Source organism: Micromonospora sp. DH14, from assembly GCF_029809455.1.
Classification (GTDB): domain Bacteria; phylum Actinomycetota; class Actinomycetes; order Mycobacteriales; family Micromonosporaceae; genus Micromonospora; species Micromonospora parva.
On sequence record NZ_JARVKT010000001.1, the window covers coordinates 614,315 to 640,203 of the forward strand.

The 25,889-nt window shown below is 71.8% G+C and carries 24 protein-coding genes and 1 tRNA gene; 17 read left to right on the forward strand and 8 right to left on the reverse strand.

What is annotated here, in order from left to right:
• Positions 1 to 4 precede the first annotated feature (4 nt).
• Positions 5 to 661: a 4'-phosphopantetheinyl transferase superfamily protein gene (locus tag QCZ28_RS02920; protein ID WP_279515079.1), complete on the reverse strand. Its 657-nt coding sequence runs from the start codon at positions 659 to 661 to the stop codon at positions 5 to 7.
• A gap of 192 nt (positions 662 to 853) precedes the next feature.
• Here QCZ28_RS02920 and QCZ28_RS02925 point away from each other — a divergent pair, with 192 nt between their 5' ends.
• Positions 854 to 1,123: a hypothetical protein gene (locus QCZ28_RS02925; protein WP_279515080.1), complete on the forward strand. Its 270-nt coding sequence runs from the start codon at positions 854 to 856 to the stop codon at positions 1,121 to 1,123.
• A 44-nt stretch (positions 1,124 to 1,167) separates the two neighbouring features.
• Here QCZ28_RS02925 and QCZ28_RS02930 read toward each other — a convergent pair whose 3' ends face one another.
• The 3 genes from QCZ28_RS02930 to QCZ28_RS02940 form a co-directional block, all read right to left on the reverse strand.
• Positions 1,168 to 1,950, reverse strand: coding sequence for a peptidase (locus QCZ28_RS02930; protein WP_279515081.1), 783 nt, complete (start codon positions 1,948 to 1,950; stop codon positions 1,168 to 1,170).
• Positions 1,950 to 3,233: a VWA domain-containing protein gene (locus tag QCZ28_RS02935; RefSeq protein ID WP_279515082.1), complete on the reverse strand. Its 1,284-nt coding sequence runs from the start codon at positions 3,231 to 3,233 to the stop codon at positions 1,950 to 1,952. Before QCZ28_RS02935 ends, QCZ28_RS02930 begins: the two co-directional genes overlap by 1 nt.
• A gap of 367 nt (positions 3,234 to 3,600) precedes the next feature.
• The gene (locus QCZ28_RS02940; protein ID WP_279515083.1) at positions 3,601 to 5,310 is read right to left on the reverse strand and encodes a phospholipid carrier-dependent glycosyltransferase; all 1,710 of its coding nucleotides are present in this window, start codon (positions 5,308 to 5,310) and stop codon (positions 3,601 to 3,603) included.
• An 83-nt stretch (positions 5,311 to 5,393) separates the two neighbouring features.
• On the opposite strand from QCZ28_RS02940, the gene rsmI reads away from it, so the two are divergent.
• Positions 5,394 to 6,242: a 16S rRNA (cytidine(1402)-2'-O)-methyltransferase gene (rsmI, locus tag QCZ28_RS02945; protein WP_279515084.1), complete on the forward strand. Its 849-nt coding sequence runs from the start codon at positions 5,394 to 5,396 to the stop codon at positions 6,240 to 6,242.
• A 31-nt stretch (positions 6,243 to 6,273) separates the two neighbouring features.
• Here rsmI and QCZ28_RS02950 read toward each other — a convergent pair whose 3' ends face one another.
• Entirely contained in the window at positions 6,274 to 7,335 is a 1,062-nt protein-coding gene (locus tag QCZ28_RS02950; protein ID WP_279515085.1) for a hypothetical protein, read from the reverse strand.
• A 149-nt stretch (positions 7,336 to 7,484) separates the two neighbouring features.
• On the opposite strand from QCZ28_RS02950, the gene metG reads away from it, so the two are divergent.
• Positions 7,485 to 9,287 (forward strand): methionine--tRNA ligase, encoded by a 1,803-nt coding sequence (gene metG, locus QCZ28_RS02955; protein WP_279515086.1) that lies wholly within the window; start codon positions 7,485 to 7,487, stop codon positions 9,285 to 9,287.
• Between the two features lie 43 nt (positions 9,288 to 9,330).
• Here metG and QCZ28_RS02960 read toward each other — a convergent pair whose 3' ends face one another.
• Positions 9,331 to 10,578 carry a hypothetical protein gene (locus QCZ28_RS02960; protein ID WP_279515087.1) on the reverse strand — a complete coding sequence of 416 codons (1,248 nt, stop codon included), beginning with the start codon at positions 10,576 to 10,578 and terminating at the stop codon, positions 9,331 to 9,333.
• 129 nt (positions 10,579 to 10,707) lie between these two features.
• On the opposite strand from QCZ28_RS02960, the gene QCZ28_RS02965 reads away from it, so the two are divergent.
• The 7 genes from QCZ28_RS02965 to QCZ28_RS02995 all read left to right on the forward strand — a co-directional run bounded on the left by QCZ28_RS02965 (position 10,708) and on the right by QCZ28_RS02995 (position 17,262).
• Positions 10,708 to 11,607 carry a TatD family hydrolase gene (locus QCZ28_RS02965; protein WP_279515088.1) on the forward strand — a complete coding sequence of 300 codons (900 nt, stop codon included), beginning with the start codon at positions 10,708 to 10,710 and terminating at the stop codon, positions 11,605 to 11,607.
• A gap of 46 nt (positions 11,608 to 11,653) precedes the next feature.
• Positions 11,654 to 12,523 (forward strand): 16S rRNA (adenine(1518)-N(6)/adenine(1519)-N(6))-dimethyltransferase RsmA, encoded by an 870-nt coding sequence (rsmA, locus tag QCZ28_RS02970; protein ID WP_279515089.1) that lies wholly within the window; start codon positions 11,654 to 11,656, stop codon positions 12,521 to 12,523.
• 32 nt (positions 12,524 to 12,555) lie between these two features.
• Complete coding sequence (locus tag QCZ28_RS02975) at positions 12,556 to 13,140, forward strand: Uma2 family endonuclease (RefSeq protein ID WP_279515090.1); 585 nt, start codon at positions 12,556 to 12,558, stop codon at positions 13,138 to 13,140.
• On the forward strand, positions 13,137 to 14,087 hold the full coding sequence (locus QCZ28_RS02980) for a 4-(cytidine 5'-diphospho)-2-C-methyl-D-erythritol kinase (protein WP_279515091.1): 951 nt from the start codon (positions 13,137 to 13,139) through the stop codon (positions 14,085 to 14,087). The genes QCZ28_RS02975 and QCZ28_RS02980 overlap by 4 nt, the downstream gene beginning before the upstream one ends.
• A gap of 118 nt (positions 14,088 to 14,205) precedes the next feature.
• Positions 14,206 to 16,011 (forward strand): ABC-F family ATP-binding cassette domain-containing protein, encoded by a 1,806-nt coding sequence (locus QCZ28_RS02985; RefSeq protein WP_279515092.1) that lies wholly within the window; start codon positions 14,206 to 14,208, stop codon positions 16,009 to 16,011.
• 101 nt (positions 16,012 to 16,112) lie between these two features.
• Positions 16,113 to 16,568, forward strand: a complete 456-nt coding sequence (locus QCZ28_RS02990) for a DUF4383 domain-containing protein (RefSeq protein WP_279515093.1) — start codon at positions 16,113 to 16,115, stop codon at positions 16,566 to 16,568.
• 217 nt (positions 16,569 to 16,785) lie between these two features.
• Positions 16,786 to 17,262 (forward strand): DUF4383 domain-containing protein, encoded by a 477-nt coding sequence (locus tag QCZ28_RS02995; protein WP_279515094.1) that lies wholly within the window; start codon positions 16,786 to 16,788, stop codon positions 17,260 to 17,262.
• Positions 17,263 to 17,269: 7 nt separating this feature from the next.
• Here the strand turns inward: QCZ28_RS02995 and QCZ28_RS03000 are convergent, their stop codons facing one another.
• A complete protein-coding gene (locus QCZ28_RS03000) occupies positions 17,270 to 17,956 on the reverse strand; it encodes a TetR/AcrR family transcriptional regulator (RefSeq protein WP_279515095.1) in 687 nt (228 codons plus the stop codon).
• A 225-nt stretch (positions 17,957 to 18,181) separates the two neighbouring features.
• The gene (locus QCZ28_RS03005) at positions 18,182 to 19,147 is read right to left on the reverse strand and encodes an acyl-CoA desaturase (protein WP_279515096.1); all 966 of its coding nucleotides are present in this window, start codon (positions 19,145 to 19,147) and stop codon (positions 18,182 to 18,184) included.
• A 314-nt stretch (positions 19,148 to 19,461) separates the two neighbouring features.
• Between QCZ28_RS03005 and QCZ28_RS03010 the strand changes: the two genes are divergently transcribed.
• The 7 genes from QCZ28_RS03010 (at position 19,462) to cysD (ending at position 25,883) form a co-directional block, all read left to right on the forward strand.
• A tRNA-Gln gene (locus QCZ28_RS03010) sits at positions 19,462 to 19,533 on the forward strand.
• Positions 19,534 to 19,640: 107 nt separating this feature from the next.
• Positions 19,641 to 21,179, forward strand: a complete 1,539-nt coding sequence (glmU, locus tag QCZ28_RS03015; protein ID WP_279515295.1) for a bifunctional UDP-N-acetylglucosamine diphosphorylase/glucosamine-1-phosphate N-acetyltransferase GlmU — start codon at positions 19,641 to 19,643, stop codon at positions 21,177 to 21,179.
• 58 nt (positions 21,180 to 21,237) lie between these two features.
• Positions 21,238 to 22,218 (forward strand): ribose-phosphate diphosphokinase, encoded by a 981-nt coding sequence (locus tag QCZ28_RS03020; protein ID WP_030329105.1) that lies wholly within the window; start codon positions 21,238 to 21,240, stop codon positions 22,216 to 22,218.
• A gap of 332 nt (positions 22,219 to 22,550) precedes the next feature.
• Positions 22,551 to 23,249, forward strand: coding sequence for a 50S ribosomal protein L25/general stress protein Ctc (locus tag QCZ28_RS03025; protein WP_279515097.1), 699 nt, complete (start codon positions 22,551 to 22,553; stop codon positions 23,247 to 23,249).
• Between the two features lie 94 nt (positions 23,250 to 23,343).
• The gene (gene pth, locus QCZ28_RS03030) at positions 23,344 to 23,934 is read left to right on the forward strand and encodes an aminoacyl-tRNA hydrolase (protein ID WP_030329100.1); all 591 of its coding nucleotides are present in this window, start codon (positions 23,344 to 23,346) and stop codon (positions 23,932 to 23,934) included.
• 131 nt (positions 23,935 to 24,065) lie between these two features.
• Positions 24,066 to 24,896, forward strand: coding sequence for an inositol monophosphatase family protein (locus QCZ28_RS03035; RefSeq protein WP_279515098.1), 831 nt, complete (start codon positions 24,066 to 24,068; stop codon positions 24,894 to 24,896).
• A 75-nt stretch (positions 24,897 to 24,971) separates the two neighbouring features.
• The gene (cysD, locus tag QCZ28_RS03040) at positions 24,972 to 25,883 is read left to right on the forward strand and encodes a sulfate adenylyltransferase subunit CysD (protein WP_030329095.1); all 912 of its coding nucleotides are present in this window, start codon (positions 24,972 to 24,974) and stop codon (positions 25,881 to 25,883) included.
• The last annotated feature ends 6 nt before the right edge of the window (positions 25,884 to 25,889 follow it).

Consider the following 25,889-nt stretch of genomic DNA (forward strand, 5'->3'; position numbering starts at 1 on the left):
GGGGTCAGCCCCGGCCGAGCACGGCGGCGGTGCGGACCAGCCCGTCGGCGATCACGAAGCGGCCGGTGATCGACGCGGGCGGGTCGGCGACTTCTGCCGCGTGCACCCGGGCCGGTGCGATCCGGGCGGTGAACGTGCCGGCATCCGGATCAAGTTCGACTCGCGCGTCGTGGAAGTCCAGCCAGCCGCGGACGATCGGGTACCACACCTTGTAGATGGTCTCCTTCGCGCTGAACAGCACCACCGGCCAGCAGGTGCCGCCGGGTAGCCGCGCGCAGGCGGCCTCCTCCTCGGGCAGCAGCACGAGTCTGCGTACTCCGGGATTGATCTCGCGGTGCTGCTCGGCGTCCATTCCGACGGACCGGACGTCGGTGGTGTGCGCCGCGGCGGCGGCGCAGTAGCCGGCGGTGTGGGTGATGCTGCCGACCACCCCGGCCGGCCAGACCGGCGCGCGGTCGGCGGCGGCCGGCACCGCGGTCATCGCCAGGCCGAGGTCGCGCAACGCCCGGCGGGCGCACATCCTCCCGGCGGCAAAGTCCCGCCGACGGGTCTGCCCGGCCCGCTCGCCGAGACATGCCAGCTCAGCGGGGAGCAACTCGCCCGTCCAGTCGTCGGGCCCGGCAATGGCAACCGCGACCGTCGATGGCAGCAGGTCACGCATTCCGACTGCCTACTGGTCGGTAGGAATGGCAGATCAGGTCAACCGTCAAATTTCCGACTCCCACGACCGCTGAAAGTACCGCAAAGATGTAACACCGGAGGGACGCGCAGCGCCCTCCCTGATGGCTCCGGGGGGACCACCATCAACGCTGGCCGGCGCGGCCAGCCCCGTGGACATCTGGAAGGACGTGCGATGACCGATGGTGCGGAACGGCCGGGGGTGCCGGCTGACGATCACGCCCCGAAGACCCCCTGCTGGAGCTGCGGCTCCTGCGGTGACGAGTGGCCGTGCGCGACGAAGCGCAGCCGGCTGCTGGCGGAGTACGGCGGTGATCGCGCCATGCTCAGCGTCTATCTGGGGTCCTGCCTCGCCGCCGCCACCGAAGATCTGCGCGCCGCCCCGGTGATGTCGCTCCAGGATCGTTTCATCGGCTGGTTGCCGCGCGGCTCCCGGCGTAGCTGAACCTCTGGTGGCCCCACCGCCGGGCGGGGCCACCAGAGGGGCGTTCAGCGACGTCGAGGCCGCCGGGTCATCGCGAAGCCGAACACGCCAGCCACCGCGGCGAGCGCACCGCCGATGCCGGTCCAGACCCAGCGCGAGCCGAGGTCCGGCAACCAGTCCGTCAGCGGGTCGCCCTCGTCGTCGGCCTCCGCGTCCACCGGGGGTACGGCGGTGAGCACCGTGCCGGCCTTGGTGTTCGGCACCAGCGGGGCGGCCAGTTCACCGTCGTCGGCCGAGGTGCCCCGGTCGGCGATGGCGCCGACCAGCAGGTCGACGTCGATCGGCGCACCCAGATCCGGCTCCGGCAGGTCGATCACGGAGAGCCGGATGACGTACGTGCCGGGCAGTGGGTCGGCCGACCAGGGCTCCGCCCACGGTCGCACCTCGCGCAACGTGCAGCCCAGCACCACCGTCGACGCCTTCGCGTCCACCGTCGGGGTCTGGGCCCCCGCCGTGCACGCCTGGCGGCGGCGGAGCCCGTCGAAGACGTCGACGGTCCAGGTGGAGGCCCCGTCGCGTCCCTTCGGGAAGGTGACGGTGGCGGTGATCTCGTGCACCTGACCGGCCGTCGCCGGGAACGACCAGTAGAGGTGGTCACCGATCGAGGCGTCCACCCGTACCGGCTGTCCTGCGGTGATCGGGGTGGCGGTGAGGAACGACGTGCCGGCACGGTTCACCGGCGTGGCACCCGGGGAGGGGGTGGGTGCGGCGACGGCCGCGGCGGGGAGCAGGGCGGCCCCACCGGCGGCGAGCAGCGCCGCCATCGACCGGAACAGTGCGCTACGCATCAGTTCTCCCTCCAGGTGGCGACCCACCAGCGGGTGAGCAGGCCGGCGAGCAGACCGGTGATCAGCCCGGCGATGGTGAGCAGGGCCAGCAGCACCCAGCCCCGGCCGAGGTCCGGTCCGTCCGGTGTGGGCGCGGCGGCGACCACGTCGATGGTCAGCTCCACCGGCATGCCCGGGGTCGCCGCGGTGCCGGGACGCGGGGCGAACGAGTTGCTCACCACCAGGCAGACGGTGGTGGGTTCGACGACCGGGGCCGAACTCTCCTCGGTGTCCGCGGCATCCTCATCGTCGGCGGTGGCCGACCAGCGCAGCCCGGCGGAGAGCACGTCGGCCCGTCCGCTGCCGGCGTCCGCACCCCGGACGAGTTCCCTGCCGTCGGCCGCGGTGGCCCGCAGCAGCACCCCGTAGTCCCGGTTGACGGCACGGTCCAACGCCATGCTCACCGAAGCCCGCAGCTCCTGGCCGGGGCGGATCGGCACCCGGTAGTAGCGGTGCTCGGAGAACGACTCCCGGTCGGCGTACACGCCGGGTGCGAGCAGTGGCGCCGAGTCGCACGCGTTCGAGCCGCCGACCACCGTCGGGGCCCGGGTGTGCGTGTCGCCGGCCCGCTCCACGAGCTGTTTGATCCGGTCGGTCAGCTCCTCGGCGCTCTGCGCGGCGGTGTAGGTCCCGCCGGTCGCGCTGGCGATGCAGAGCAGCTGCCGGCGGACCTTCTCGTCCGGGGCCAGACCGAGGGTGTCGACGACCAGGCTGGTGCCCTGGGCGGCCAGTTCCCGGGCCACCTCGCACGGGTCCGGCGGCGCGCAGGTGTCCTCGCCGTCGGTGATCAGCACGATCCGCCGGGTGGTGTTCCCGCTGCCCAGGTCCTGTGCGGCGGAGCGCAGCGCCAAGCCGACCGGGGTGAACCCGGTCGGGCGAAGTGTCGCCACCGCCGCCTTGGCGGCGGGCCGGTCCACCGGGCCGACCGGCACGATCTGTTGGGTGTCCTGGCAGCCGACCTTCTTGTCCTTGCCGCGGTAGGTGGCGCCGAGCACCCGGATGCCGAGCTGTGTCTGTTCGGGTAGCGCGTCCACCACCTCGTTGAACGCCTGCTGGGCTACCGCGATCCGGGTGCGTCCGTCGATGTCGGCGGCGCGCATCGACCCGCTGACGTCGAGCACCAGCTCGACCCGGGGCGGCTCGGGCGCCGGCTCCTCGTCGGCCTGCGCCGGGGCGGCCCCGGCCAGTGCGGTGGTCGCCAGCAGTCCGAGAAGGACGGCCGTCGATCGTCTGAAGTTGATCACGGCCCGCAGTGTAGTGAGATCCACTTTGGATGATCATTTGGGTTGCGGGCGGTCCGAACCACGACGCCGTCGGCCTGGCCACCCGTCACCGCGGACCGGCAGTGCCCGCGCTCTGGGTCCACGCCGGGTCACCCTCGGTCAACTGTTCAAGGAAAGGTGTCGGTCCGGCCACCATCCGTCGGAAATCTGACCCAAGTCGACCCGTTGTGCCGGTGGTGCCCGGTGGTTAAGCTCTTCTTGCGCGCCCCAATCGCCCGCTTCCCCCGTGGCAGGCGATCGGGGCGCGCGTCTTTGTCAGAAGGGCCCGCACGCTTCGGCGTGCGGGCCCTTCTTCCGTCGCGCTGAGCGGCGCGCCGCCTGTCGATGCCTATATCCACCGACCGTCGAGCCACATCCGGGACAACCAGTCCGAGTACGGGATCACCCGGCCGACAAAGATCGGATAGAAGTACGCGAAGCAGACTCCGACCAGCAACACGTACGCCCCCGCTGCGATGCTGCCCACCAACCGGCGTTCGTAACTCGGGTCACCGGGCACCAGCGGCGCCACCGCACCCACATCGCCCCCGGCGGGCGCGATCAGCGCGCCCAGCACGTACACCACCGCCAGCACCAGGAACGGCACCACCGGCGCGGCGTAGAACGAGAACATCGTCCGGCCGTCGAGGGCGAACCAGAACCACGGCAGCAGCCCGGCGGCCACGGTCAGCAGGATCGCGCCGGCCCGCCAGTCCCGACGGGCCACACCCAGCCAGACCAGCGCCACCAGGGCGGGCAGGAACGACCACCAGAGCAGCGGGGTGCCGAGCAGCAGAATCTCCGAGGCGCAGGTCGGCGCCCCGCAGACACCGTTGTTGGCGTAGTGGAACGCCACCGGCCGGCCCAGCAGCAACCACTGCCACGGCCACGACTGGTACTTGTGCGCGTCGTCGAGCTGGGCATGGAAGCCGTACGCCGCGCGGTGGTACTCGTACAGGTTGATCAGCGGGCCGATCACCGGGCGGTCGCTGAGCGGGGCGCTCGGGTAGGCCGACGCGAGCCGGTAGTAACCGTCGTCGGTGAGCAGCCAGCCCGACCAGGTGGCCAGGTAGGTGCCGACCATGACCACGCCGGCGAGCACCAGCCAGGGCAGCTCGTCGACGAGTGCGTCCCGCCAGGGCCGGCGGACCCCCGCCGAGCGGCGGACGCCGACCTCCCAGAGGAGCACCAGCAGCGCGAAGGCCGGCACGAAGTACAGAGCGCTCCACTTCACCGCACACGCGCAACCGATCAGCACCCCGGCGGCCAGCCGCCACCACGGCCAGGTGCGCCAACCGGTCGGCGGCCGGCCGGCGCGGCCCGGCTGACTCGGATCGAGCCCGTCGTCCAGGGCCCGTGCCCAGCGTCGACGGCGGGCGTCACGGTCGAGCACCAGTGCGCCGAACGCGGCCAGCACGAAGAAGAGCAGGAAGATGTCGAGCAGGGCCGCACGGGACAGCACCAGGTGGAAGCCGTCCAGCGCGAGCAGCAGACCGGCCGCGCAGCCGAGCACCGTCGAGCGGAACATCCGCCGACCGATGCGAACCAGCAACAGCACCGACAGCGTGCCGATCACCGCGGCCGAGAAGCGCCAGCCGAACTCCGGCGCGGTGGTCATCAGGTGCCCGGGGACGGAGACCTTGGAATCGGCGTCTTGGTAGCCGAAGGCCCACTCGCCGAGCCCGATCAACCACTTGCCCAGCGGCGGGTGCACCACGTACGACGGGACGTTGTCCTTGTAGTTCCACTCCACGCCACGGGAGATCAGCCCGTAGGCGTCCTTGGCGTAGTACGTCTCGTCGAAGATCTTGCCCTTGGGGCTGGACAGCCCGACGAAGCGCAAGATCGCCGCGATGGCCACCACCACTGCCGTGGCCAGCCAGGAGAACCGGTCCGCCTGGGTGTCGACGGTGGCGAACCGTCGCCGGACCGCGGCGACCACCCCGCCGCCCTCGGCGCCCGGTGCCGTCGGCTCCTGGGTGGCACCGGACTCGCCCGACACCTCGATCATCTTGTCCGGGTCCGCGCTCGGGCTCTGCGCTGTCGACGCACTCGTCACCCGGCGATCGTAGGCTGCCAAGGTGTCCGGTGGCGTCCGTCGTCCCTGATACCGGTATTCCCAGCAATGAAGGAGACGAATCCGTGGGTGAAATGTCCGAAGTTGGGCGCCTGGTTCTGCTCGGTGCTCCGCTCGGCAACCCCGCCGACGCCTCGGCCCGACTCCGGGAGGTGCTGATCAGTGCCGACGTGGTCGCCGCCGAGGACACCCGTCGGCTCACCCGGCTGGCCCGCGATCTCGACCTCACCGTCGGTGGTCGAATCGTCTCCTACTTCGAGGGCAACGAGGAGCGGCGTACCCCCGAGCTGGTCGAGGCCATTCTCGGCGGATACGTGGTGGCGCTGGTCACCGACGGCGGGATGCCGAGCGTCTCCGACCCCGGCTACCGGCTGGTCCGCGCCACGCTGGAGGTCGGGGCGCCAGTCACCGTCGCCCCCGGTCCCAGCGCGGTCACCACCGCGCTGGCCGTCTCCGGGCTGCCCTGCGACCGGTTCTGCTTCGAGGGCTTCCTGCCCCGGACCCCCGGCGGGCGTCGATCGCGGCTGCGCGCGCTCGCCGCCGAGGAGCGCACCCTGGTCTTCTTCGAGGCGCCGCACCGCATCGGGGCGACCCTCACCGACCTGGCCGACGCGTTCGGGGCGGACCGGCCCGCCGCGCTCTGCCGCGAACTCACCAAGACCTACGAGGAGGTGCTCCGCCGCCCCCTCGGCGAGCTGGCCCGATGGGCCGCCGAGGGGGACCCGCGCGGAGAGATCACGCTGGTGGTGGCCGGGGCGCCGGTGACCGCCGTCGAACGCCCCGACGACGACACCCTGCGCGCCGCCGTCGCCGAACGGGAGGCCGCCGGCCGGTCCCGCCGGGACGCCATCACCGACGTCGCCACCGAGTACGCGCTGCGCCGCCGGGACGTCTACACGATCGTGCACAGCTGACCGAGGTGACCGGGCTCCCCTGACGGCGGGATCACCAGGCGGCGACCAGGAAGCCGACGGTGATCAGCGTGGGCCCGGCGACGGCGGCGGCCACCGCCCAGCGGCGGTGCCGGCGGCCGGGCAGCCGGGCCGAACCGGTCCACCGGACGATGCCCGCAGTGCAGCCCAGCACCACCAGCAGACCGGGCAGCCACCGCAGGTGCCGGCCCACCCCGACGTCCGCGTACGCGGTGCCGCTGTCCGGGCCGGTCATCCGCGCCGGCAGCCGGGTGCCGGCCGTGCTCCCGTCGGCTGGCACACCGCCGACCCGCACACCATGGGCGATGAACCGCCCGTCGTCGGCTGTGAAGATCCCCCGGCACCGCTGGGTGAGCCCGCCGCCGGAGCAGTCGTCAATCACCACCGTGCCCGACCGGGCGTGCCCGACCGCGAGCCAGAACGGGCCCGCGCTGACCCAGGCGAAGAAGGCCGTGACCAGGCTCAGCACCACCAGCGCGGCGAGCCCGGGCAGCGGATCCGGCGGTGGGGGCGTACGGCTCGGTGCGCGCCGCCGCAGCAGCAGCCGAAGGCCGGGAAACCGCTCCGGTGCCGGGTCCTTGCGGACCGGGGTGCCGTCCCAGTGCACCTGTTCGATCGGCGCCCAGAAGGCCTCACCGTCGTCGTCCAGCGTGTCGTCCGGCCGGCGGGCCCGCTGGCGGCGGCTCTGCTGCCGCACCGGCACCCGACGCGGCACCGCGTCCACCGGCGCCCCGGTGGTCGGCTCCACCTCGACGGACTCCCCGCCGGCCGGGACCGAGGCGGCGAGCGGGCCGGACAGGGCGGGCCGGGCCGGGCCGGGTGCGGGTGCCGCCGGGGTCGGCCGGGCCGGAGTGGGCGACGGGGCCGTCGGCGTGGGGCGGGCCGGGGTGGCGGACCGCCCCGCCGGGCTGGGCCGCTGCCCACCCGGGTCGCCGCCGGGCACCAGCCGGGGCTGGGGCGCGACCCCGGTGACCCGGGGCACGGCCGGCTCGCGCACCGGATCGTCGCCGACCGCCGGTCCGGTGGGACGGTCCTCGTGGTCCCGCGCCGCTCGTCTGCCCGTCACGACGTTCATTGCACACCTCCCCAGGAGGCGAAACGGGCAGCTGAGCCGCGTGTCGACGACAAATCGGACCAACGGGCGAGGTGGTCGGCCCGGTCCGCCGGTCGGGGACCCCCCATTGGTTCGCGGATGCCCCGACCGGGTCACTAGGCTCACTGCTCATGAGTCACGTTCTCGCGGCAGTGGCCTGGCCGTACGCCAACGGCCCCCGCCACATCGGCCACGTCTCCGGTTTCGGCGTTCCCTCCGACGTCTTCGCCCGGTACATGCGGATGGCCGGCCACGACGTGCTCATGGTCTCCGGCACCGACGAGCACGGCACCCCGATCCAGGTGCAGGCCGACGCCGACGGGGTGACCCCGCGCGAGCTGGCCGACCGGTACAACAGGGTGATCGTCGAGGACCTGCACGGCCTCGGCCTCTCCTACGACCTGTTCACCCGCACCACCACCCGCAACCACTACGCGGTGGTGCAGGAGTTGTTCGAGGGGATGTACCGCAACGGCTACATCGTGCCCAAGACCACGATGGGCGCGATCTCCCCGTCCACCGGGCGCACCCTGCCCGACCGGTACATCGAGGGCACCTGCCCGATCTGCGGGTACGACAGCGCCCGCGGTGACCAGTGCGACAACTGCGGCAACCAGCTCGACCCGATCGACCTGATCGACCCGAAGTCGCGGATCAACGGGGAGACCCCGAAGTTCGTCGAGACCGAACACTTCTTCCTGGACCTGCCGGCGCTGGCCGAGGTGCTGCGGCAGTGGCTGGACACCCGCGAGGGGTGGCGGCCCAACGTGCTGCGGTTCTCCCGCAACCTGCTCGACGACCTCCAGCCCCGGGCGATCACCCGGGACCTGGAGTGGGGCGTACCGATCCCGCTGGACGGCTGGCGGGACCGGCCGGACAAGCGGATCTACGTGTGGTTCGACGCGGTGATCGGCTACCTGTCCGCCTCGATCGAGTGGGCCCGCCGCTCCGGCGACCCGGAGGCGTGGCGTCGGTGGTGGTCCGCCGACGGCGAGGGCAAGGACGCGCAGTCCTACTACTTCATGGGCAAGGACAACATCGTCTTCCACTCGGTGATCTGGCCGGCGCTGCTCTCCGGATACTCCGGCGAGGGCTCCCGCGACGGCCAGCCGGGCGAGCTGGGTCGGCTCAACCTGCCCACCGAGGTGGTCTCCAGCGAGTACCTGACCATGGAGGGACGGAAGTTCTCCTCGTCCCGCAAGGTGGTCATCTACGTCCGCGACTTCCTGGAGCGCTACGACGCCGACGCGCTGCGCTACTTCATCGCCGCCGCCGGCCCGGAGAGCAACGACACCGACTTCACCTGGGCCGAGTTCCTCCGCCGCAACAACGACGAGTTGGTCGCCGGCTGGGGCAACCTGGTCAACCGGTGCGTCTCGATGGCCGCCAAGAACTTCGGGGCGATCCCCGCCGTCGACGCGGCCGGGCTCACCGAGGCCGACGAGGCCCTGCTCGCCGTCGCCCGGGCCGGGTTCGGCACGGTCGGCGACCTGATCGGCCGGCACCGGCAGAAGCAGGCCATCGGCGAGGCCATGAAGGTGGTCGCCGAGGCCAACAGGTACCTCTCCGAGCAGGCGCCGTGGAAGCTCAAGGGTGAGGCCGACAAGCCCCGGATGGGCACCATCCTGCACGTCGCCCTGCAGGTGATCAGCGACGCCAACACGCTGCTCACCCCGTTCCTGCCGCACTCCGCGCAGCAGGTGCACGAGCTGCTCGGCGGCACCGGCGTGCACGCGCCGATGCCGGTGATCGAGCAGGTCGACGACCTGGACGGCGGCCCGGCGTACCCGGTGCTCACCGGGGACTACACGGTCGGCGCGCGCTGGGAGTCGGTGCCGATCGAGGCGGGTCGCCCGCTGGCCGCGCCGAAGCCGGTGTTCCGCAAGCTCGACCCGTCGATCGTCGACGAGGAACTGGCCCGACTGGCCGACTGACCGCACGACGCGCGGCGGCGGGTCGCCCTGCCGCCGCGCGCCGTCACATCGCGTACCGGGTGTCCATCACCTGGTCGTCGGTCACCTCGGCGCCCGGCGCCCAGGCCTCGTAGACGCCGCGTTCCTGACACTGGGCACCGGTACTGAGCACCGCGTCCGGGTTCGGGTAGCGCAGCCGCAGCCGCAGCCAGCCCGCCTCCTCCCGCAGCACCAGACACGGCACCCCCCGCCACTGGGCGAACCGGACCCGGCGGGCCACCGCGTCCACCGGGTAACGGGCCGCCCGGGTCATCGCCAGCACCCGGAACCCGCCGGGCAGGTCGGCGACCGCCTCGTACTCGTTGTCGCCGTACGTGCCGACCAGTTGGGTGGAGCGGGGCACGTCGGCGTTCGGCACGTACTCCTGATCGGGGGAGAGACCCGGCACCGCGGCCAACAGGCGCCGCCACTGCGGGCCCACCATCCGCAGCCACCCGCGCTGCTCGGCCTGGTAGGTGTACAGCACCACCTCCACCCCCTCCGCCGGGTAGGCGATGAGGGCGGCGTTCGCCGGCATCGGCAGGTCGGCGAAGTCCCGGGTGATGAACTCCGGGATGAGCTGACCGTTGCTGGGCGTGAAGCCGGTGCCCAGCACGGGAGCGCCGACCCGGTCCCGGGAGGCCAGCGCGGTCAGGCCACGGTGCGCGGGGCCGGCCGGCACGTCGTAGTCACCACTGTCGGACGCGCGCCAACGCAACACGTACGCCACGTCCGGGCCGTCCCGGCCAGCGTCACCATCGGTACGCAGCACCTTCGTCGTCACCGGCGTACGCAGGTGCGCCACATCGTGCTCCCGGTAGCAGAAGCCGTGCGGCAGCCAACCCCGCAGGTGACCGGCGACCTGCTGGGCCGAGAGCACCTTCACCATCCGGGTGCCCCGCCGGACCACCGCCGACGCGCGCGCCATCGCCAGCACCGGGTCGCCCGCCGCCGCCGGCTGCTGGCTGAGCTGGTGCAGGTACGCCCAACCCCGCTCGCGATGGGCCGGCATCAGCAGCGGCGTCTCCGGCTCGTCGGCCGGTTCCGTCGCACCGTGCACCGCTGTCACCTCGGTGACGTGCACGAAACGCCGCCACGGCAGGGCGCTGCCCGGGCGGGGTGCCCACTCGAAGCCGGCCACCTCGTCGGCGCTGAACAACTCGTACGCGGCACCTCGGGCGATCTCCTCGGCCGGGTACACGGCGCCACCGAACGCCACGTGCAGTCCGGTCCGTTCGCTGGCCGTGCCGCCGGCCTGGGGGGTGACGCTCATGCCGTCGCCTCCCTGCTCGCTGGGATGGGGTCCGCACGCTGTCGCGTCCGCTCGTTGGTGACCGTAGAGTCGCGCGACGTAGCCGAGGTGAACGTCGGGTGGCGGGCAGATGGACAGCCCCGGTGTGTGATGCTGTCGCTGATGAGCGAGCCCAGAGAATCCCGCCGCGACCGTGCCGCCCGGCGGGCCGGAGAGTTCCCGCCAGCCCCCGAGTCGTTGCCCCGGGCGGTGCTGGACAGCCACACCCACCTGGACATCACCGTCAGCGAGGCCGGGGTGCCCGGCGGCGGGCCGGCCGACGACCCGGTAGCCGTGGCCATCGAGGTGGCCACGAAGGTCGGCGTGGACCGGCTGGTCCAGGTGGGCGTGGACGTCGCCTCCTCCCGGTGGGGCGCGGACACCGCCGACCGGTACCCCGCCGTGCTGGCCACCGTGGCGCTGCACCCCAACGAGGCGCCCCGGCTCAGCGACCTCGACGAGGCGTTGCGGGAGATCGAGTCACTCGCCGCCCGCGACCGGGTCCGGGGGATCGGCGAGACCGGAATGGACTTCTTCCGCACCGGCGACGAGGGGCGGGCCGCGCAGGAGGAGAGTTTCCGGGCGCACATCGCCATCGCCAAGCGGTACGACAGGACGTTGGTCATCCACGACCGTGACGCGCACGCCGACGTGCTACGGATCCTCGACGACGAGGGCGCCCCGGACCGGGTGGTGCTGCACTGCTTCTCCGGCGACGCCGACTTCGCCCGCGAGTGTGTCCGCCGCGGCTATCTGCTGAGCTTCGCCGGCACCGTCACCTTCGGCAGCGCGACGGCGCTGCGCGAGGCCGCCGCGCTCACCCCGGTGGACCAGATGCTCGTGGAGACCGACGCGCCGTACCTCACCCCGATGCCGTACCGCGGCCGGCCGAACGCGTCGTACCTGATTCCGCTCACCGTCCGGGCGCTCGCCGCGACCACCGGCAGCGACCTGGACGAGCTGTGCGCGGCCATCTCCGCCACCGGCGACCGGGTCTTCGGCCCGTGGTGAGCCCGGCCCGACGGTCGGCACCGACCCCGTCGCTACGCTGCCAGCCATGACCGGTCTCCTCGGCCCGGCGGAGATCCGGGAACTCGCCGCCCGGCTGGGCGTCGCGCCCACCAAGAAGCTGGGCCAGAACTTCGTGCACGACCCGAACACCGTGCGTCGGATCGTCACCGCCGCCGGCCTGACCCCCGACGACGTGGCCCTGGAGGTGGGGCCCGGGCTCGGCTCGCTGACCCTGGGGCTGCTGCCGATCGCCGGGCACGTGCACGCGGTGGAGATCGACCCGGTGCTCGCCGGGGCGCTGCCGGAGACCGTCGCCCGGCACGCCGGGGCCGATGCCGCCCGGCTCACCGTGCACCGCGCGGACGCGCTGCGCATCACCGCCGCCGAGCTGGCCGACCCGCCGCCGACCGCGTTGGTGGCGAACCTGCCCTACAACGTCGCGGTGCCCGTGGTGCTGCACCTGCTCGCCGTGCTGCCCACCCTGCGGCACGGCCTGGTGATGGTGCAGAAGGAGGTCGCCGACCGGCTCGTCGCCGGTCCCGGCTCCAAGGTGTACGGCATCCCGTCGGTGAAGCTCGCCTGGTACGCCCAGGCCCGCAGTGCCGGCAAGGTGCCGCCGAACGTGTTCTGGCCGGTGCCCAACGTCGACTCCGGGCTGGTCGCCTTCACCTGCCACCAGCCGCCCCGCACCGACGTACCCCGGGAGCGGGTCTTCGCCGTGGTGGACGCGGCGTTCGCGCAGCGCCGCAAGACGCTGCGGGCCGCGTTGGCCGGCTGGGCCGGTGGTCCGGACCGGGCCGCCGCGGCGCTCACCGCGGCCGGCGTCGACCCCGGCGCCCGTGGGGAGTCGCTGACCGTCGAGCAGTTCGCTGCCATCGCCGCGTCGGCTCCGGTCGGTACGCCGGCCGCGAAGTAGGCTGACGCCGTGCCCGCCGAGGAGGTGTACGAGTGACCGCGCAGCCGTTCGAGCCCACCGCCCACGGGATGTGGAGTCCGGATCCCGTCCGGCAGCGGCTGGCCAACCACACCATCGAGGACGTGCTGGCCCTGCCCGACGACGCCCCCCGCGTCGAGCTACGTGACGGAGTCCTCGTCGTGGTCCCCTCCCCGACCCTTGGCCATCAGAACATCGGCAACCTGTTGTGGATGTGGCTGCGGCAGCACGCTCCGGCCGAGTTGACGCCGGCCACCGCCGTCGGGGTGGCGATCAACTATCGGAACACTCTCGAACCCGACGTCGTCCTGCTGCGGCGTCCGGTGGCGGCCGATCACCACTACTTCGAGGCTGATCAAGTTGTGCTCGCCGTCGAAGTCGTCTCGCCCGGGACCCGTCGTCGGGACCGGCTGGAGAAGCCGGCCGACTACGCGGACGCCGGCATCCCGCACTACTGGCGGATCGAGCAGGACCCGCTGCACGTGTACGCGTACGAACTGGTCGGCGGCCGGTACGAGCTGGCCGCCGACTCCGCCGAGGAGCTGATCGTGGCCAAGCCGTTCGACATCCGCCTGCACCTGCGGGACATCACCCCGTGACCGAGGCCTGGCGACCGGACGACGAGGACGAGCGACGTGGGGCCGCCGGCCCGGTGCGGGTGCGGGTGCCCGCGAAGGTCAACCTGCACCTCGGGGTGGGCCCGCTGCGCCGGGACGGCTACCACGAGCTGAACACCGTCTACCACGCCATCTCCATCTACGACGAGCTGACCGCCCGGCGCGGCGACACGTTGGCGTTGACCATGGAGGGCGAGGGCACCGGCGAGCTGGCCCTGGACGACTCCAACCTGATCATCCGTGCCGCGCACGCCCTCGCCGGGTACGCGGGTGTGCTGCCGCACGCCCGCCTGCACCTGCGCAAGCAGATCCCGCTCGCCGGTGGGCTGGCCGGTGGCAGCGCCGACGCGGCCGCCGCGCTGGTGGCCTGCGACGCGCTCTGGGGCACCGGGCTGTCCCGCGACGAGCTGGCCGGCATCGCCGCCGACCTCGGCTCCGACGTGCCGTTCCTGATCTACGGCGGCACCGCGCTGGGCACCGGCCGGGGCGAGGCGGTCAGCCCGGTGCTGGTCCGCCCCACCACGTGGCACTGGGTGGTGGCCATCGCCGACGTCGGCCTGTCCACCCCGGCCGCGTACCAGGAACTGGACCGGCTGCGCGACTCCGGTGCCGCCGGGGCCCCGCTGGGCAGCACCGACGCCCTGCTGGGCGCGTTGCGTCAGCGGGACCCACGGGTGCTCGCCCGGACGCTCGGCAACGACCTGCAGGACGCCGCACTGGCCATGCGCCCGACGCTGGCCGACACCCTCAAGGCCGGCGAGGCGGCCGGTGCGCTCACCGGCATCGTCTCCGGCTCCGGCCCGACCTGCGTGTTCCTCGCCGCCGACGCGGCCAGCGCGGAGCGGATCGCCGCCGAGCTGACCGCCGCGGGCGTCTGCCGGGAGGCACGGGTCGCGCACGGTCCGGTCGCCGGCGCCCGGATCGGCTGACCACGCGTCCCGCGAGCGGCTGGCACGCGGTGCGGGCCTTCGGGGCGTCCGCGTACCCTGGGGAGAGGCGTCCAGGTGCCCGCCGGCACCGGGACGCCTTGACATTGAAGGGTGGAACGTGGCGAACATCGTCAATCTGGACCGGGTGTCCAAGGGGTACGGCGCCGCCGGGCGGCTGCTCACGGACGTCTCGCTCGGCCTGGACGACGCCGACCGGATCGGCGTGGTCGGCCTCAACGGCGCCGGCAAGTCCACCCTGCTGCGGCTGCTCACCAAGCAGGAGGACCCGGACGACGGCCGGGTGACGCACCGCCGCGACCTGCGGGTGCTGTGGCTGCCGCAGCAGCTCACCCTCGCCCCCGACGCCACCGTCCGGGACGTGGTGCTCGGCACCGCCTGGCTCGACGAGGGGATGGGCGCCGAGCACGAGTGGGCCGGCGACGCCGGGGTGCGCGCCATCCTCGACGGCCTCGGCATGCCGCACCTCGGCCTCGACCAGCCGGTCGGCCCGATGTCCGGCGGCGAACGTCGGCGGGTGGCGCTCGCCGCGCTGCTCGTCCGCGACTCCGACCTGCTCATCCTCGACGAGCCCACCAACCACCTGGACGTCGGCGGTGTCGACTGGCTGGCCCGGCACCTCACCGGCCGCAAGGGCGCCCTGGTCGTGGTCACCCACGACCGGTGGTTCCTCGACGCGGTCTGCACCACCACCTGGGAGGTCGCGGACCAGACCGTTCGCGCCTACGAGGGCGGCTTCGCCGCCTGGACCCTGGCCCGCGCCGAGCGCGAGCGCGTCGCCGCCGCCACCGAGGCCCGCCGGCAGAACCTGCTCCGCAAGGAGATCGCCTGGCTGCGCCGTGGTCCGCCGGCCCGTACCTCCAAGCCCCAGTTCCGCATCGACGCCGCCAACGCGTTGATCGCCGACGTGCCGCCGGCGCGGGACACCATGTCCCTGCAACGCATGGCCGTCTCCCGGCTCGGCAAGCAGGTGTACGAGCTGGAGAACGTCGAGCTGCACGCCGGCCCCAAGGAGATCCTGCGCGACGTCAGCTGGCTGGTCGGCCCCGGCGACCGGATCGCCATCCTCGGGGCCAACGGCGCCGGCAAGACCACCCTGCTGCGGATGCTCGCCGGCATCACCCGCCCCGACGGTGGCCGCCTCAACACCGGCTCCACGGTGCGGCCGGCGTTCCTCTCCCAGGAACTTGCCGAGCTGCCCGGGCAGCTGCGGGTGCTGGAAGCGGTGGAGGAGGTCGCCCGCCGGGTGCAGCTCGGCGACCGGGAGGTCTCCGCCTCCCAGCTCGCCGAGGTGTTCGGCTTCGACGACCGGCGGCTCTGGACCCCGGTCAGTGACCTCTCCGGTGGGGAGCGCCGCCGGTTGCAGATGCTGCGGCTGCTGGCCGGCGAGCCCAACGTGCTGCTCTTCGACGAGCCCACCAACGACCTGGACACGGACACCCTCGCCGCGCTGGAGGACCTGCTCGACTCGTGGCCCGGCACGATCATCGTGGCCAGCCACGACCGGTACCTGATCGAGCGGGTCACCGACACGGCGTACGGGATGTTCGGTGACGGTCGGCTGGTGCACCTGCCGGGCGGTGTCGACGAGTATCTCGCCCGGACCGCCGAGCGGGCCGGGACCAGCCGCGCCGGTGGCACCCCGACCGCCGCGGCCACCGGTGCGACCGCGAGTGGCCTGTCCGCCGCCGAGGTCCGGCAGGCCCGCAAGGAGCTGACCCGGCTGGAGCGGCAACTCGGCAAGCTCGACCAGCGGGAGACCACGCTGCTCGACCAGCTCGCGGCGGACGCCACCGACTACGCCCGGGTCGCCGAGTTGGACACCCAGCTCAAGGATCTGCGCGCCGAGCGGGAGCGGATCGAGGAGAGCTGGATGACGCTCGCCGAGGACCTGCCCGAGAGCTGACGGGCGGGGCGGACCGGCCCGGCCCCCGTGTGCGGCGTCACACCGCCACATGCGAGACAATCGTCCGCGACACCTCACCTCACGGCGTTGGAGACACAGACATGGCCCACACCCCCGTCAACCACCCCGCGCGGCCGATCTACCGGGCGATCGGCGGGCTGACCGGTCTGTACCTGGTCGTCTTCGGGGTGCTCGGCATCATCGCGAGCACCGGCAACGAGATCCTCGCCCAGGACGACACCCGGGTCCTCGGTCAGGGCACCAACCTCGGCTTCTCGCTGCTCAGCGTGCTGCTCGGGATCGTCGTGCTGATCGGCACCGTGCTCGGCCGCAACATCGACGTGGCGATCAACCAGTGGCTGGCGTACAGCCTCATGGTGATCAGCCTGGCCGGTCTCGCGTTCATCCGGACCGACGCCAACATCTTCAACTTCAGCATCACCACCGTGATCGTGGTGATGACTGCCGCACTGGTGCTGCTGATGGTCGGCATGTACGGCAAGGTCGGCACGGAGGACGAGGCGGAGGCGTTCCAGAAGGCTCGGCTCGTTCTCTGAGCTGTCTTATTGGTTGCGGTGGTGGGTTTTCGCCGGAGCCCGAGCTGCTCCGGGCGGTCAGGCTTGATCCCTGCGCAGCTCGGGCTCCGGCGAAAACCTGACCTGGTCCAGCCTTTCGGCGGACCCCTCCAGCATTGGTGTTCTTCAGACAGTCGGTCTTGCCTTGGGCGACAATCCTCCTGAAACGGTCAAACTCAGGTGGATGGGGTTCGGGGCTATGCCGCATTTTCCGGTTAATCATCCGGCTCGGCCGCTCTACCGGATCCTCTCCGGGCTGATCGGCGTCTACATCCTGGTCTTCGGCGTCTGGGGCGTCGCCGAGACGATCGGCGACCCGCTCTTTGGCCGGGACGGCACCTGGGCCCTCGGACTCCGGACCAACCTGGCCTTCTCGCTCGCCTCGCTGATCTTCGGGGTCTTCCTGATCATCGGGGCCTCGCGGCGCACCAACCTCGGCCACTACATGAACCTCACCGCCGGTGTGGTGTTCCTGGTGACCAGCATCCTGATGATGTCGGTGCTGCAGACCGACGCGAACTTCCTCAACTTCTCGATGTCGACGGTGGTCGTGTCGATGCTGTTCGGGCTGATCCTGCTCGGCACCGGTCTGTACGACAAGGTCGGCCCGCCGGAGTCCGCCGAGGCGGAGTTGGAGAATCGCAAGCACCCGGTGGCCGACGTACACCGCCCCTGATCGGGGGTCAGCCGCGCCGAGCGGTGATCAGCGTCGGCTTCGCCTCCAGGTGCGACAGCCCGTTCCAGGCCAGGTTGACGAGGTGCGCCGCCACCGTCTCCTTGCGCGGCTTGCGCACCTCCAACCACCAGCGGCCGGTCAGCGCCACCATGCCGACCAGCGCCTGTGAGTACAGTTCGGCGAGCTTGGGGTCGTACCCCCGGCTTTTGAACTCGGCGCCCAGGATGTGCTCGACCTGGTGCGCCACGTCGTTCATGACGCTGCTGAAGTTGGCGGTGCCGGACATCAGCGGCGACTCGCGGACCAGCACCCGGAAACCGCTGGTCTCCTCCTCGATGTAGCCCAGCAGGGCCAGCGCCGCCTGTTCCAGCAGCTCGCGTGGATGCCCGGCGGTCAACGCGGTGGTGATCCGGTCCAACAGGGCCCGGACCTCCCGGTCCACCACCACCGCGTAGAGCCCTTCCTTGCCGCCGAAGTGCTCGTAGACCACCGGCTTGGAGACCTTGGCGCGGGCCGCCACCTCCTCGATGGAGGTGGCGTCGAAACCCCGCTCGGCGAAGAGTTGCCGGCCGGTCGCTATCAACTGCTCCCGCCGTTGGGCCGCCGACATGCGGACCCGGGAGGTGGTCTTCGGTTTCGGTGCCGGTGCCGGCGTCGCCCGCCGGCCCTCGGTGCCATCCTTGCTCTCGGGCATATCGCCGCCTCGCTGGCGCTCGATGACGCCCTGCCGTGGGATGGTTTCTCCGCTGTGCCCGTTCACGTCGTCGCCTCACTGGCCGGCGGTCCGACCGCCCTGCCGCGCCGTCCGACCGAACCCGGGTCAGGGCCCGGCTGCCCGGTTGCCGAGTCGTCCGGTCCCCCCGCGTCGCTCGGTCATCCGAACATCCTGCCAGGCGGCATCCCCGAGCACCGCCCGGTTTCAGTGGGGTGCGACCGGCTTCACGAGCTTGGCGGCGATGCGTTCCGGCTTTGGCCAGCGCACCTGCGTCGCCGCACCGGTCTTCTCGAACAACCAGATCACGCGGGCGGAGATGTCCACCTGACCGCGCAGCACGCCGTGCCGGGCGCTGGTCGGGTCGGCGTGGTGCAGGTTGTGCCAGCTCTCGCCGAACGACAGGATCGCCAGCGGCCAGAAGTTCGAGGCGCGGTCCCCCTGGCGCATCGCGAACGGACGCTCGCCGTAGACGTGGCACACCGAGTTGATCGCCCAGGTGACGTGGTGCAGCAGGCCGATCCGGACCAGTCCGGCCCAGAAGAACGCGGTCAGCGCGCCCTGCCAGGACCAGGTCACCAGGCCGCCGATCAGCGCCGGGCCGAGCAGCGAGATGGCCACCAGCGCGGGGAAGAGCCGATCGACGCGGCTGATGTCCCGGTCGGCGATGAGGTCCGGTGCGAAACGCTCCCGGTTGGACAGCTCCCGGCGGAACAGCCAGCCCACGTGGGCGTGGAACAGGCCGCGGGTCAACGCCCAGAAGCTGGTGCCGAAGCGCCATGGTGAGTGCGGGTCGCCCTCCAGGTCGGAGAAGGCGTGGTGCCGTCGGTGGTCGGCGACCCACTGGATGATCTCGCCCTGCACCGCCAGCGAACCCGCGACGGCCAGAGTCACCCGCAGCCACCGCTTGGCCTTGAACGAGCCGTGGGTGAAGTAGCGGTGGAAGCCGACGGTGATGCCGAGCCCGGAGACGACGTACCAGACCAGGCCGATGATCACGTCGGTCCAGCCCAGCCAGCCGCCCCAGGCCACCGGCACGGCGACCAGCAGGGCGACGAAGGGGATGACCACGAAGGCCCAGAGGGCGGCCAGGATGCCGGGGGACTGGCTGCCGTCGGTGAGTGGTTTGGGGCCGGGGCCGGCGGTGTGGGGATCGAGCAGAGCAGTGGACATGGGACCTCGCAGGGGGAAGATGACGATCACTAACTTACGCCTACGTCACCGTAACTTACGGCTCCGTAGATCGCACGGGGAAGTTTCGAATCACCCTCGCGAAACTGATGAAAGACGCAGGTCAGTCCAGGATTGCGACGGGGTACGTGGGCGCTCCGGGAGGCAGTCGGTCGAGGTGTGGGTCGGCCACCCCGAGGTGCCGACCGGGTCGATCGCCAGCCGTGCGACGGGATGAGCGATGGCGCCCGGCGGCCGGGGCGCTAAGGTGTAGCGGCGGGATGTCCATCCCTCAGGCGACGTGCTCGCGTCGCTGATCGGCCGTGGTGTAATTGGCAACACCCGGGTCTTTGGTACCCGTATTTCAGGTTCGAACCCTGGCGGCCGAGCTGCACACCTAGGTCCGTTTTGGGGCCCAGTGGGGGTAAGCGGGGAAGGTGCCGGGCCGCGCGGCTAGCATGGCCGCGAGAGTGTCCGCCGTCCCGACGGGAGCCACATCGTGCCCCAGCCCCACCTCCGTACCGTCGTCGTGCTCGCCGCCGGTGAGGGCAAGCGGATGAAGTCGACACTGCCCAAGGTGCTGCACCCCCTGCTCGGTCGCACGCTCCTCGGTCACGTGCTGAGCGCCGCCGCTCCGCTGGGCGCGGACCGCACAGTCGTCGTGGTGGGACACGGCGCCGACCAGGTCCGGGCGCACCTGTCCGAGGTCGCCCCGGACGCCACGCCGGTGCTCCAGGCCGAGCAGCTCGGGACCGGGCACGCCGTCCGCATCGCGCTGGACGCGGTACCGGAGGGCGCCGGCACGGTCGTCGTGATCAACGGGGACGTACCGCTGCTGCGACCCGAGACCGTCGGCGCGCTGGTGACCGCGCACGAGGAAGCCGCCGCGGCGGCCACCGTGCTGGCCGCCGAGGTGCCCGACCCCACCGGCCTCGGCCGGATCGTCCGGGACGCCGACGGCCGCCTGGAGCAGATCGTCGAGGAACGTGACGCCGACGCGGCGCAGCGCGCGATCCGGGAGATCAACGCCGGCATCTACGCGTTCGACGCGGTGCGGCTGCGCGAGGCGCTGGGCAAGCTCTCCACCGACAACGACCAGGGCGAGGAATACCTCACCGACGTCTTCGGCCTGCTCCGCTCGGCCGGTGAGCCGGTGGCGGTGCACGTCGCCGTGGACCACGTCGAGACGTTGGGCTGCAACGACCGGGTTGAGCTGGCGTCGCTGCGCCGGCTGCTGCGCGACCGGATCAACGAGGCGTGGATGCGCACCGGGGTGAGCCTGCTCGACCCCGTCACCACCTGGATCGACGTGACCGTGGCGCTGGACCGCGACGCCGTGGTCGACCAGAACACCCAGCTGCGCGGCAGCACGGTGGTCGGCTCGGGCGCGGTGATCGGCCCGGACGTCACCCTGATCGACACCGTCGTCGGCCCGGGCGCATCGGTGATCCGCAGCCACGCCGACGGCGCCGAGGTGGGCGCTGGCGCAACCGTCGGGCCGTACGCGTACCTGCGGCCGGCCGCCCGACTGGCCGAGAAGTCGAAGGTCGGCACGTTCGTCGAGGTGAAGAACACCGAGATCGGCGCGGGTGCGAAGGTTCCGCACCTCAGCTACGTCGGTGACGCCACGATCGGCGCGAAGGCCAACATCGGCGCGGCGACCATCTTCGTGAACTACGACGGGGTGAACAAGAACCGCTCGGTCGTCGGTGAGGGCGCGTTCGTCGGCTGCGACACGAGCCTGATCGCGCCGGTCGAGGTCGGTGCCGGCGCCTACGTGGCGGCGGGCAGCGCGATCGCGCAGGACGTTCCGCCGGGCGCGCTCGGGGTCACCCGGGCGCCGCAGCGCAACATCGAGGGCTGGGTGCAGCGCAAGCGCCCCGGAACGGTCTCCGCGGCGGCTGCCGAGCGGGCGCAACGCGCCGCCGAGGGTGCGTCGGGTGTGGCCGGTGCCGCAAGCGACAGTGAGGCAATGCACGGGGGAGCCAAGACAGTGGGCGGCACAACCGGCCCGGGAGATACTGCAACCGAATAGTCCCTGACCCACCACCACCGGGTCGGGTACCGCCGACAAAACGGGAGCAGACGGGCCCATGGGCAGCATCGTCGCCGAAAACCGCAAAAGCCTGATGCTCTTTTCCGGACGTGGCTTTCCGGAGTTGGCCAAGGAGATCGGCGAGGTGCTCGGCGTCGCGCCGACCCCGGCCGACGCCTACGAGTTCGCCAACGGCGAGATCTTCGTACGCTTCAAGGACTCGGTACGTGGTTCGGACGCCTTCGTGGTGCAGTCCGTCACGCACGGGGTGAACACCTGGGTCATGGAGACCCTGATCATGGTCGACGCGCTGAAGCGGGGGTCGGCCAAGCGGATCACCGTGGTGCTGCCGTTCTACCCGTACGCCCGCCAGGACAAGAAGCACCGCGGCCGGGAGCCGATCTCGGCCCGCCTGGTGGCGGACCTGCTGAAGACCGCCGGTGCCAACCGCATCCTCACCGTCGACCTGCACACCGCGCAGATCCAGGGCTTCTTCGACGGCCCGGTGGACCACCTCTTCGCGATGGACATCCTGGCCGAGTACGTGGAGCACAAGTACGCCGGCCGGCCGATGACAGTGGTGGCGCCGGACTCCGGCCGGGTGCGGGTGGCCGAGCGGTGGACCGACCGGCTGGGCGGCTGCCCGCTGGCGTTCATCCACAAGACCCGTGACCCGATGAAGCCGAACCAGGTCGTGGCGAACCGGGTGGTCGGTGAGGTCGAGGGTCGGGTCTGCCTGATCGTCGACGACATGATCGACACCGGGGGCACGATCGCCAAGGCCGCCGACATCCTCAAGGAGTCGGGTGCCGCGGAGATCGTTGTCGCGTCCACCCACGCGCTGCTGTCCGACCCGGCCACCGAGCGGCTGAAGAACAGCTCGATCAGCGAGATCGTGGTGACGAACACGCTGCCGCTGCCGCCGGAGAAGCAGCTGGACAAACTCACCGTGCTGTCGATCGCGCCGCTGCTGGCGCGGGCGATCCGGGAGGTCTTCGACGACGGTTCGGTGACCACCCTCTTCGGTGGCCTGAGCTGAGCCCGCGCCCCGTTTCCGCCACCTGACACGCGGGCGGGGCGGGGCTGGCAAACTGGCGGAAACGGGGCCGGCGCGCTGGTGGAAGCACCACCGGCGGGCCGGTCTTGAGCCGCGATCGGGGACTGCCGGAAACCCTGGAAACAGCTCGGGTAGACTGGTGCGGTTGCCACGGCGAGGGTGCCCGGCGGGCCGCTGAAAAGCGCCGCACGGAGGCACCGTCATCGACGCGGTGCTCCGGGCAGTCGTTCATGACGCATGAGCCCCAGCGAGCCCCTCGCCCCAGCACCGCCAGACGACAAGCCGCCGCAGCGAAAAGCATCAGGAGTTTCCCCGTGTCCGAGGTAAAGATCAGCGCCGAGCCCCGTACCGAGTTCGGCAAGGGTGGTGCCCGCCGTACCCGCCGGGCCGGCAAGGTGCCCGCCGTGCTGTACGGCCACGGCGAGAAGCCCAAGCACATCGCGCTGCCGTCGCGGGAGTTCGCCGCGGCGATCCGCAAGGGCGGTGCCAACCAGCTCTTCGCGATCGACATCACCGACGGCACCCAGGTGCTGGCGCTGCCGAAGGCGATCCAGCGTGACCCGATCCGTGACACCTTCGAGCACGTCGACCTGATCCTGGTCCGCCGGGGCGAGAAGGTCACCGTCGAGGTTCCGGTCCAGCTGACCGGTGAGGCCGCCCGGGACACCCTGATCGTGCACGACCACGACACCCTCTCGGTGACCGCGGACGCCACCAAGGTCCCCGACCACCTCGAGGCCTCGATCGAGGGCCTGGAGGCGGGCAGCCAGGTGACCGCCGGCGACGTCCAGCTGCCGGCCGGCGTCGAGCTGGCCGCCGACTCGGAGCTGACCGTCGCCTCGGTGACCGCCGCCCCGACCGCCGAGCAGCTCGAGGCGACGCTGCCCGAGGTCGAGGTTGCCACCGACGAGGCCGAGGCCGAGGTCGGCGAGACCACCGAGGGCTCCGAGGGCGCGGACGCGGCTCCGGCCGCCGAGGGCGACGAGAACGCCGAGGCGCGCACCGAGGCCTGATCGGTTCAAGCTCTGCGACAGGCGTCCCCGGATGGTCGGGGGCGCCTGTCGGCATATCGGGAGTCGCTGCGTTGGGCGTCGGGAGGGACGGGTCGTGACGGACGAGGCGGGGCCGTGGCTGGTGGTCGGCCTGGGCAACCCCGGTCGGGAGTACGCCGGGAACCGGCACAACGTCGGGTTCATGGTGGCCGACCTGCTGGCCGGTCGGGTGGGTGCCCGTTTCGGCCGGCACAAGCGGGCGGTGGCCGAGGTGGCCGAGGCGCGGCTGGGGTTCGGTGGGCCGAAGCTGGTGCTGGTCAAGCCACTGACGTACATGAACCTCTCCGGTGGGCCGGTCGCGGCGCTGGCGCAGTTCTACAAGGTGCCGACGACGCAGGTGATCGCGGTGCACGACGAACTGGACATCGGGTTCGGTCAGGTGCGGGTCAAGTTCGGCGGCGGTGAGGGCGGGCACAACGGCCTGCGCTCGATGTCGAAGTCCCTGGGGACGAAGGACTACGCCCGGGTGCGGTTCGGCGTTGGTCGACCGCCGGGGCGGCAGGACCCGGCGGATTATGTGCTGTCGGATTTCGGCACGGCAGAACGCAAGGAGCTGGATTTCCTGGTGGACCGGGCCGCCGACGTGGTCGAGTCGGTGATCACCAAGGGCGTGGAGCCGACACAGAACCTCTACCACGGCAGCTGAGGCGGGCGGGGCGTACCGACTCGGAAACGACGGCCCGGTAGTCTGCGCCTTTCGGCGTGCCGCGACCGGCGACGCGAGTCGCGGCGGATCGGCCCGTGCGGGCAGCGCGGCGAGGCGACGGGAGCGGGCAGATGAGCAGTCCTCCGATGATCGATGGCGCGTTCGCCCGATGGTTGGCGTCCCGGGCCGGGCAGGCGCTGCTCGACCTGCGCACCGAGATGGGTTTCGCCGACTCCGGCGCGCTGAAGTCGGCCGGGGACAAGGTGTCGCACGACCTGATCCGCACGGAGTTGGCGAAGTGGCGTCCGGGTGACGCGGTGCTCTCCGAGGAGGACGAGGGGTCGCGGTTGGCCTGGGCCGCGGAGGTGAACACCGGAGCGGTGTCGCGGTTGACCGCGGACCGGGTGTGGATCGTCGACCCGTTGGACGGCACCCGGGAGTTCTCCGAGGAGGGCCGCTCGGACTGGGCGGTGCACGTGGCGCTCTGGGCACGCAACGCGCCGAGTCCGCACGGGCTGGTCGCCGGGGCGGTGGGGTTGCCGGCGCAGCACCGGGTGCTGGGCACCGACTACCCGCCGGCGTACCCGCCGATGACAGTGGAGGCGGCGACTGCCGGCGAGCGGAAGATCCGCCTGGCGGCGAGCCGGAGCCGACCGCCGGTCTTCCTGACCGACCTGGCCGAGGACGTCGGCGCCCACCTGGTGCCGATGGGTTCGGCCGGAGCGAAAATCGCGGCGGTGGTCACCGGCGAGGTGGACGCGTACATCCATGCAGGTGGGCAGTACGAGTGGGACTCGGCGGCCCCGGTCGCTGTGGCGACGGCCACCGGACTGCACGCTTCCCGGATCGACGGTTCTGCGCTGAAATACAACGAGGCGGATCCGCGACTGCCCGACCTCCTGGTCTGTCGCAAGGATCTCGCCACCCGGTTGCTTGCAGCGCTGCAGAAACATTCCGGGTAGCCTGAGCGGACTTTCTTGACATGCCCGACCGGAAAGGTCTGGAAATCGGATGAGCGAGCGAATCGAGCCGGTGTCATGACCACCCCCGCGGCGTACCAGGTCTCCCACCTGGACGCCCTCGAAGCGGAGAGCATCTTCGTGATGCGCGAGGTGGTCGCCGAGATGGAACGGCCGGTGCTGCTCTTCTCCGGTGGCAAGGACTCGATCGTCATGCTGCGGCTGGCGCAGAAGGCGTTCGCCCCGGCCAACGTCCCCTTCCCGGTCATGCACGTCGACACCGGGCACAACTTCCCCGAGGTCCTGGAATACCGCGACCAGCGGGTCGCCGAGCTGGGGTTGCAACTCGTCGTGGCGAGCGTGCCCGAGGCCCTGGCCAGCGGCATGGTCCGGGAGTCCGCTGACGGCATGCGCAACCGGATCCAGACGCCGGTGCTGCTGGACGCGGTGGAGAAGCACCGCTTCGACGCGCTGTTCGGTGGCGCCCGCCGGGACGAGGAGAAGGCCCGGGCGAAGGAACGGGTGTTCAGCTTCCGCGACGAGTTCGGTCAGTGGGACCCGAAGAACCAGCGGCCGGAGCTGTGGTCGCTGTACAACGGCCGGCACCACCCGGGCGAGTCGATCCGGGTCTTCCCACTGTCCAACTGGACCGAGCTGGACGTCTGGCACTACATCGCCCGGGAACGCATCCCGCTGCCGTCGATCTACTACGCGCACGAGCGCGAGGTGGTCGAGCGCGACGGCATGTTCTACGCCGTCAACGAGTTCTTCCGCCCCCGCGCGGGTGAGGAGCGGTTCAAGGCCCAGGTGCGCTACCGCACCGTCGGTGACGCCTCCTGCACCGCCGCGGTCCGCTCCGATGCGGACACCGTGGAGAAGGTCATCGAGGAGGTGGCGGCCACTCGGATCACCGAGCGCGGCGCCACCCGTGGTGACGACCGGGTCAGCGAGGCCGCCATGGAGGACCGCAAGCGGGAGGGCTACTTCTGATGAGCA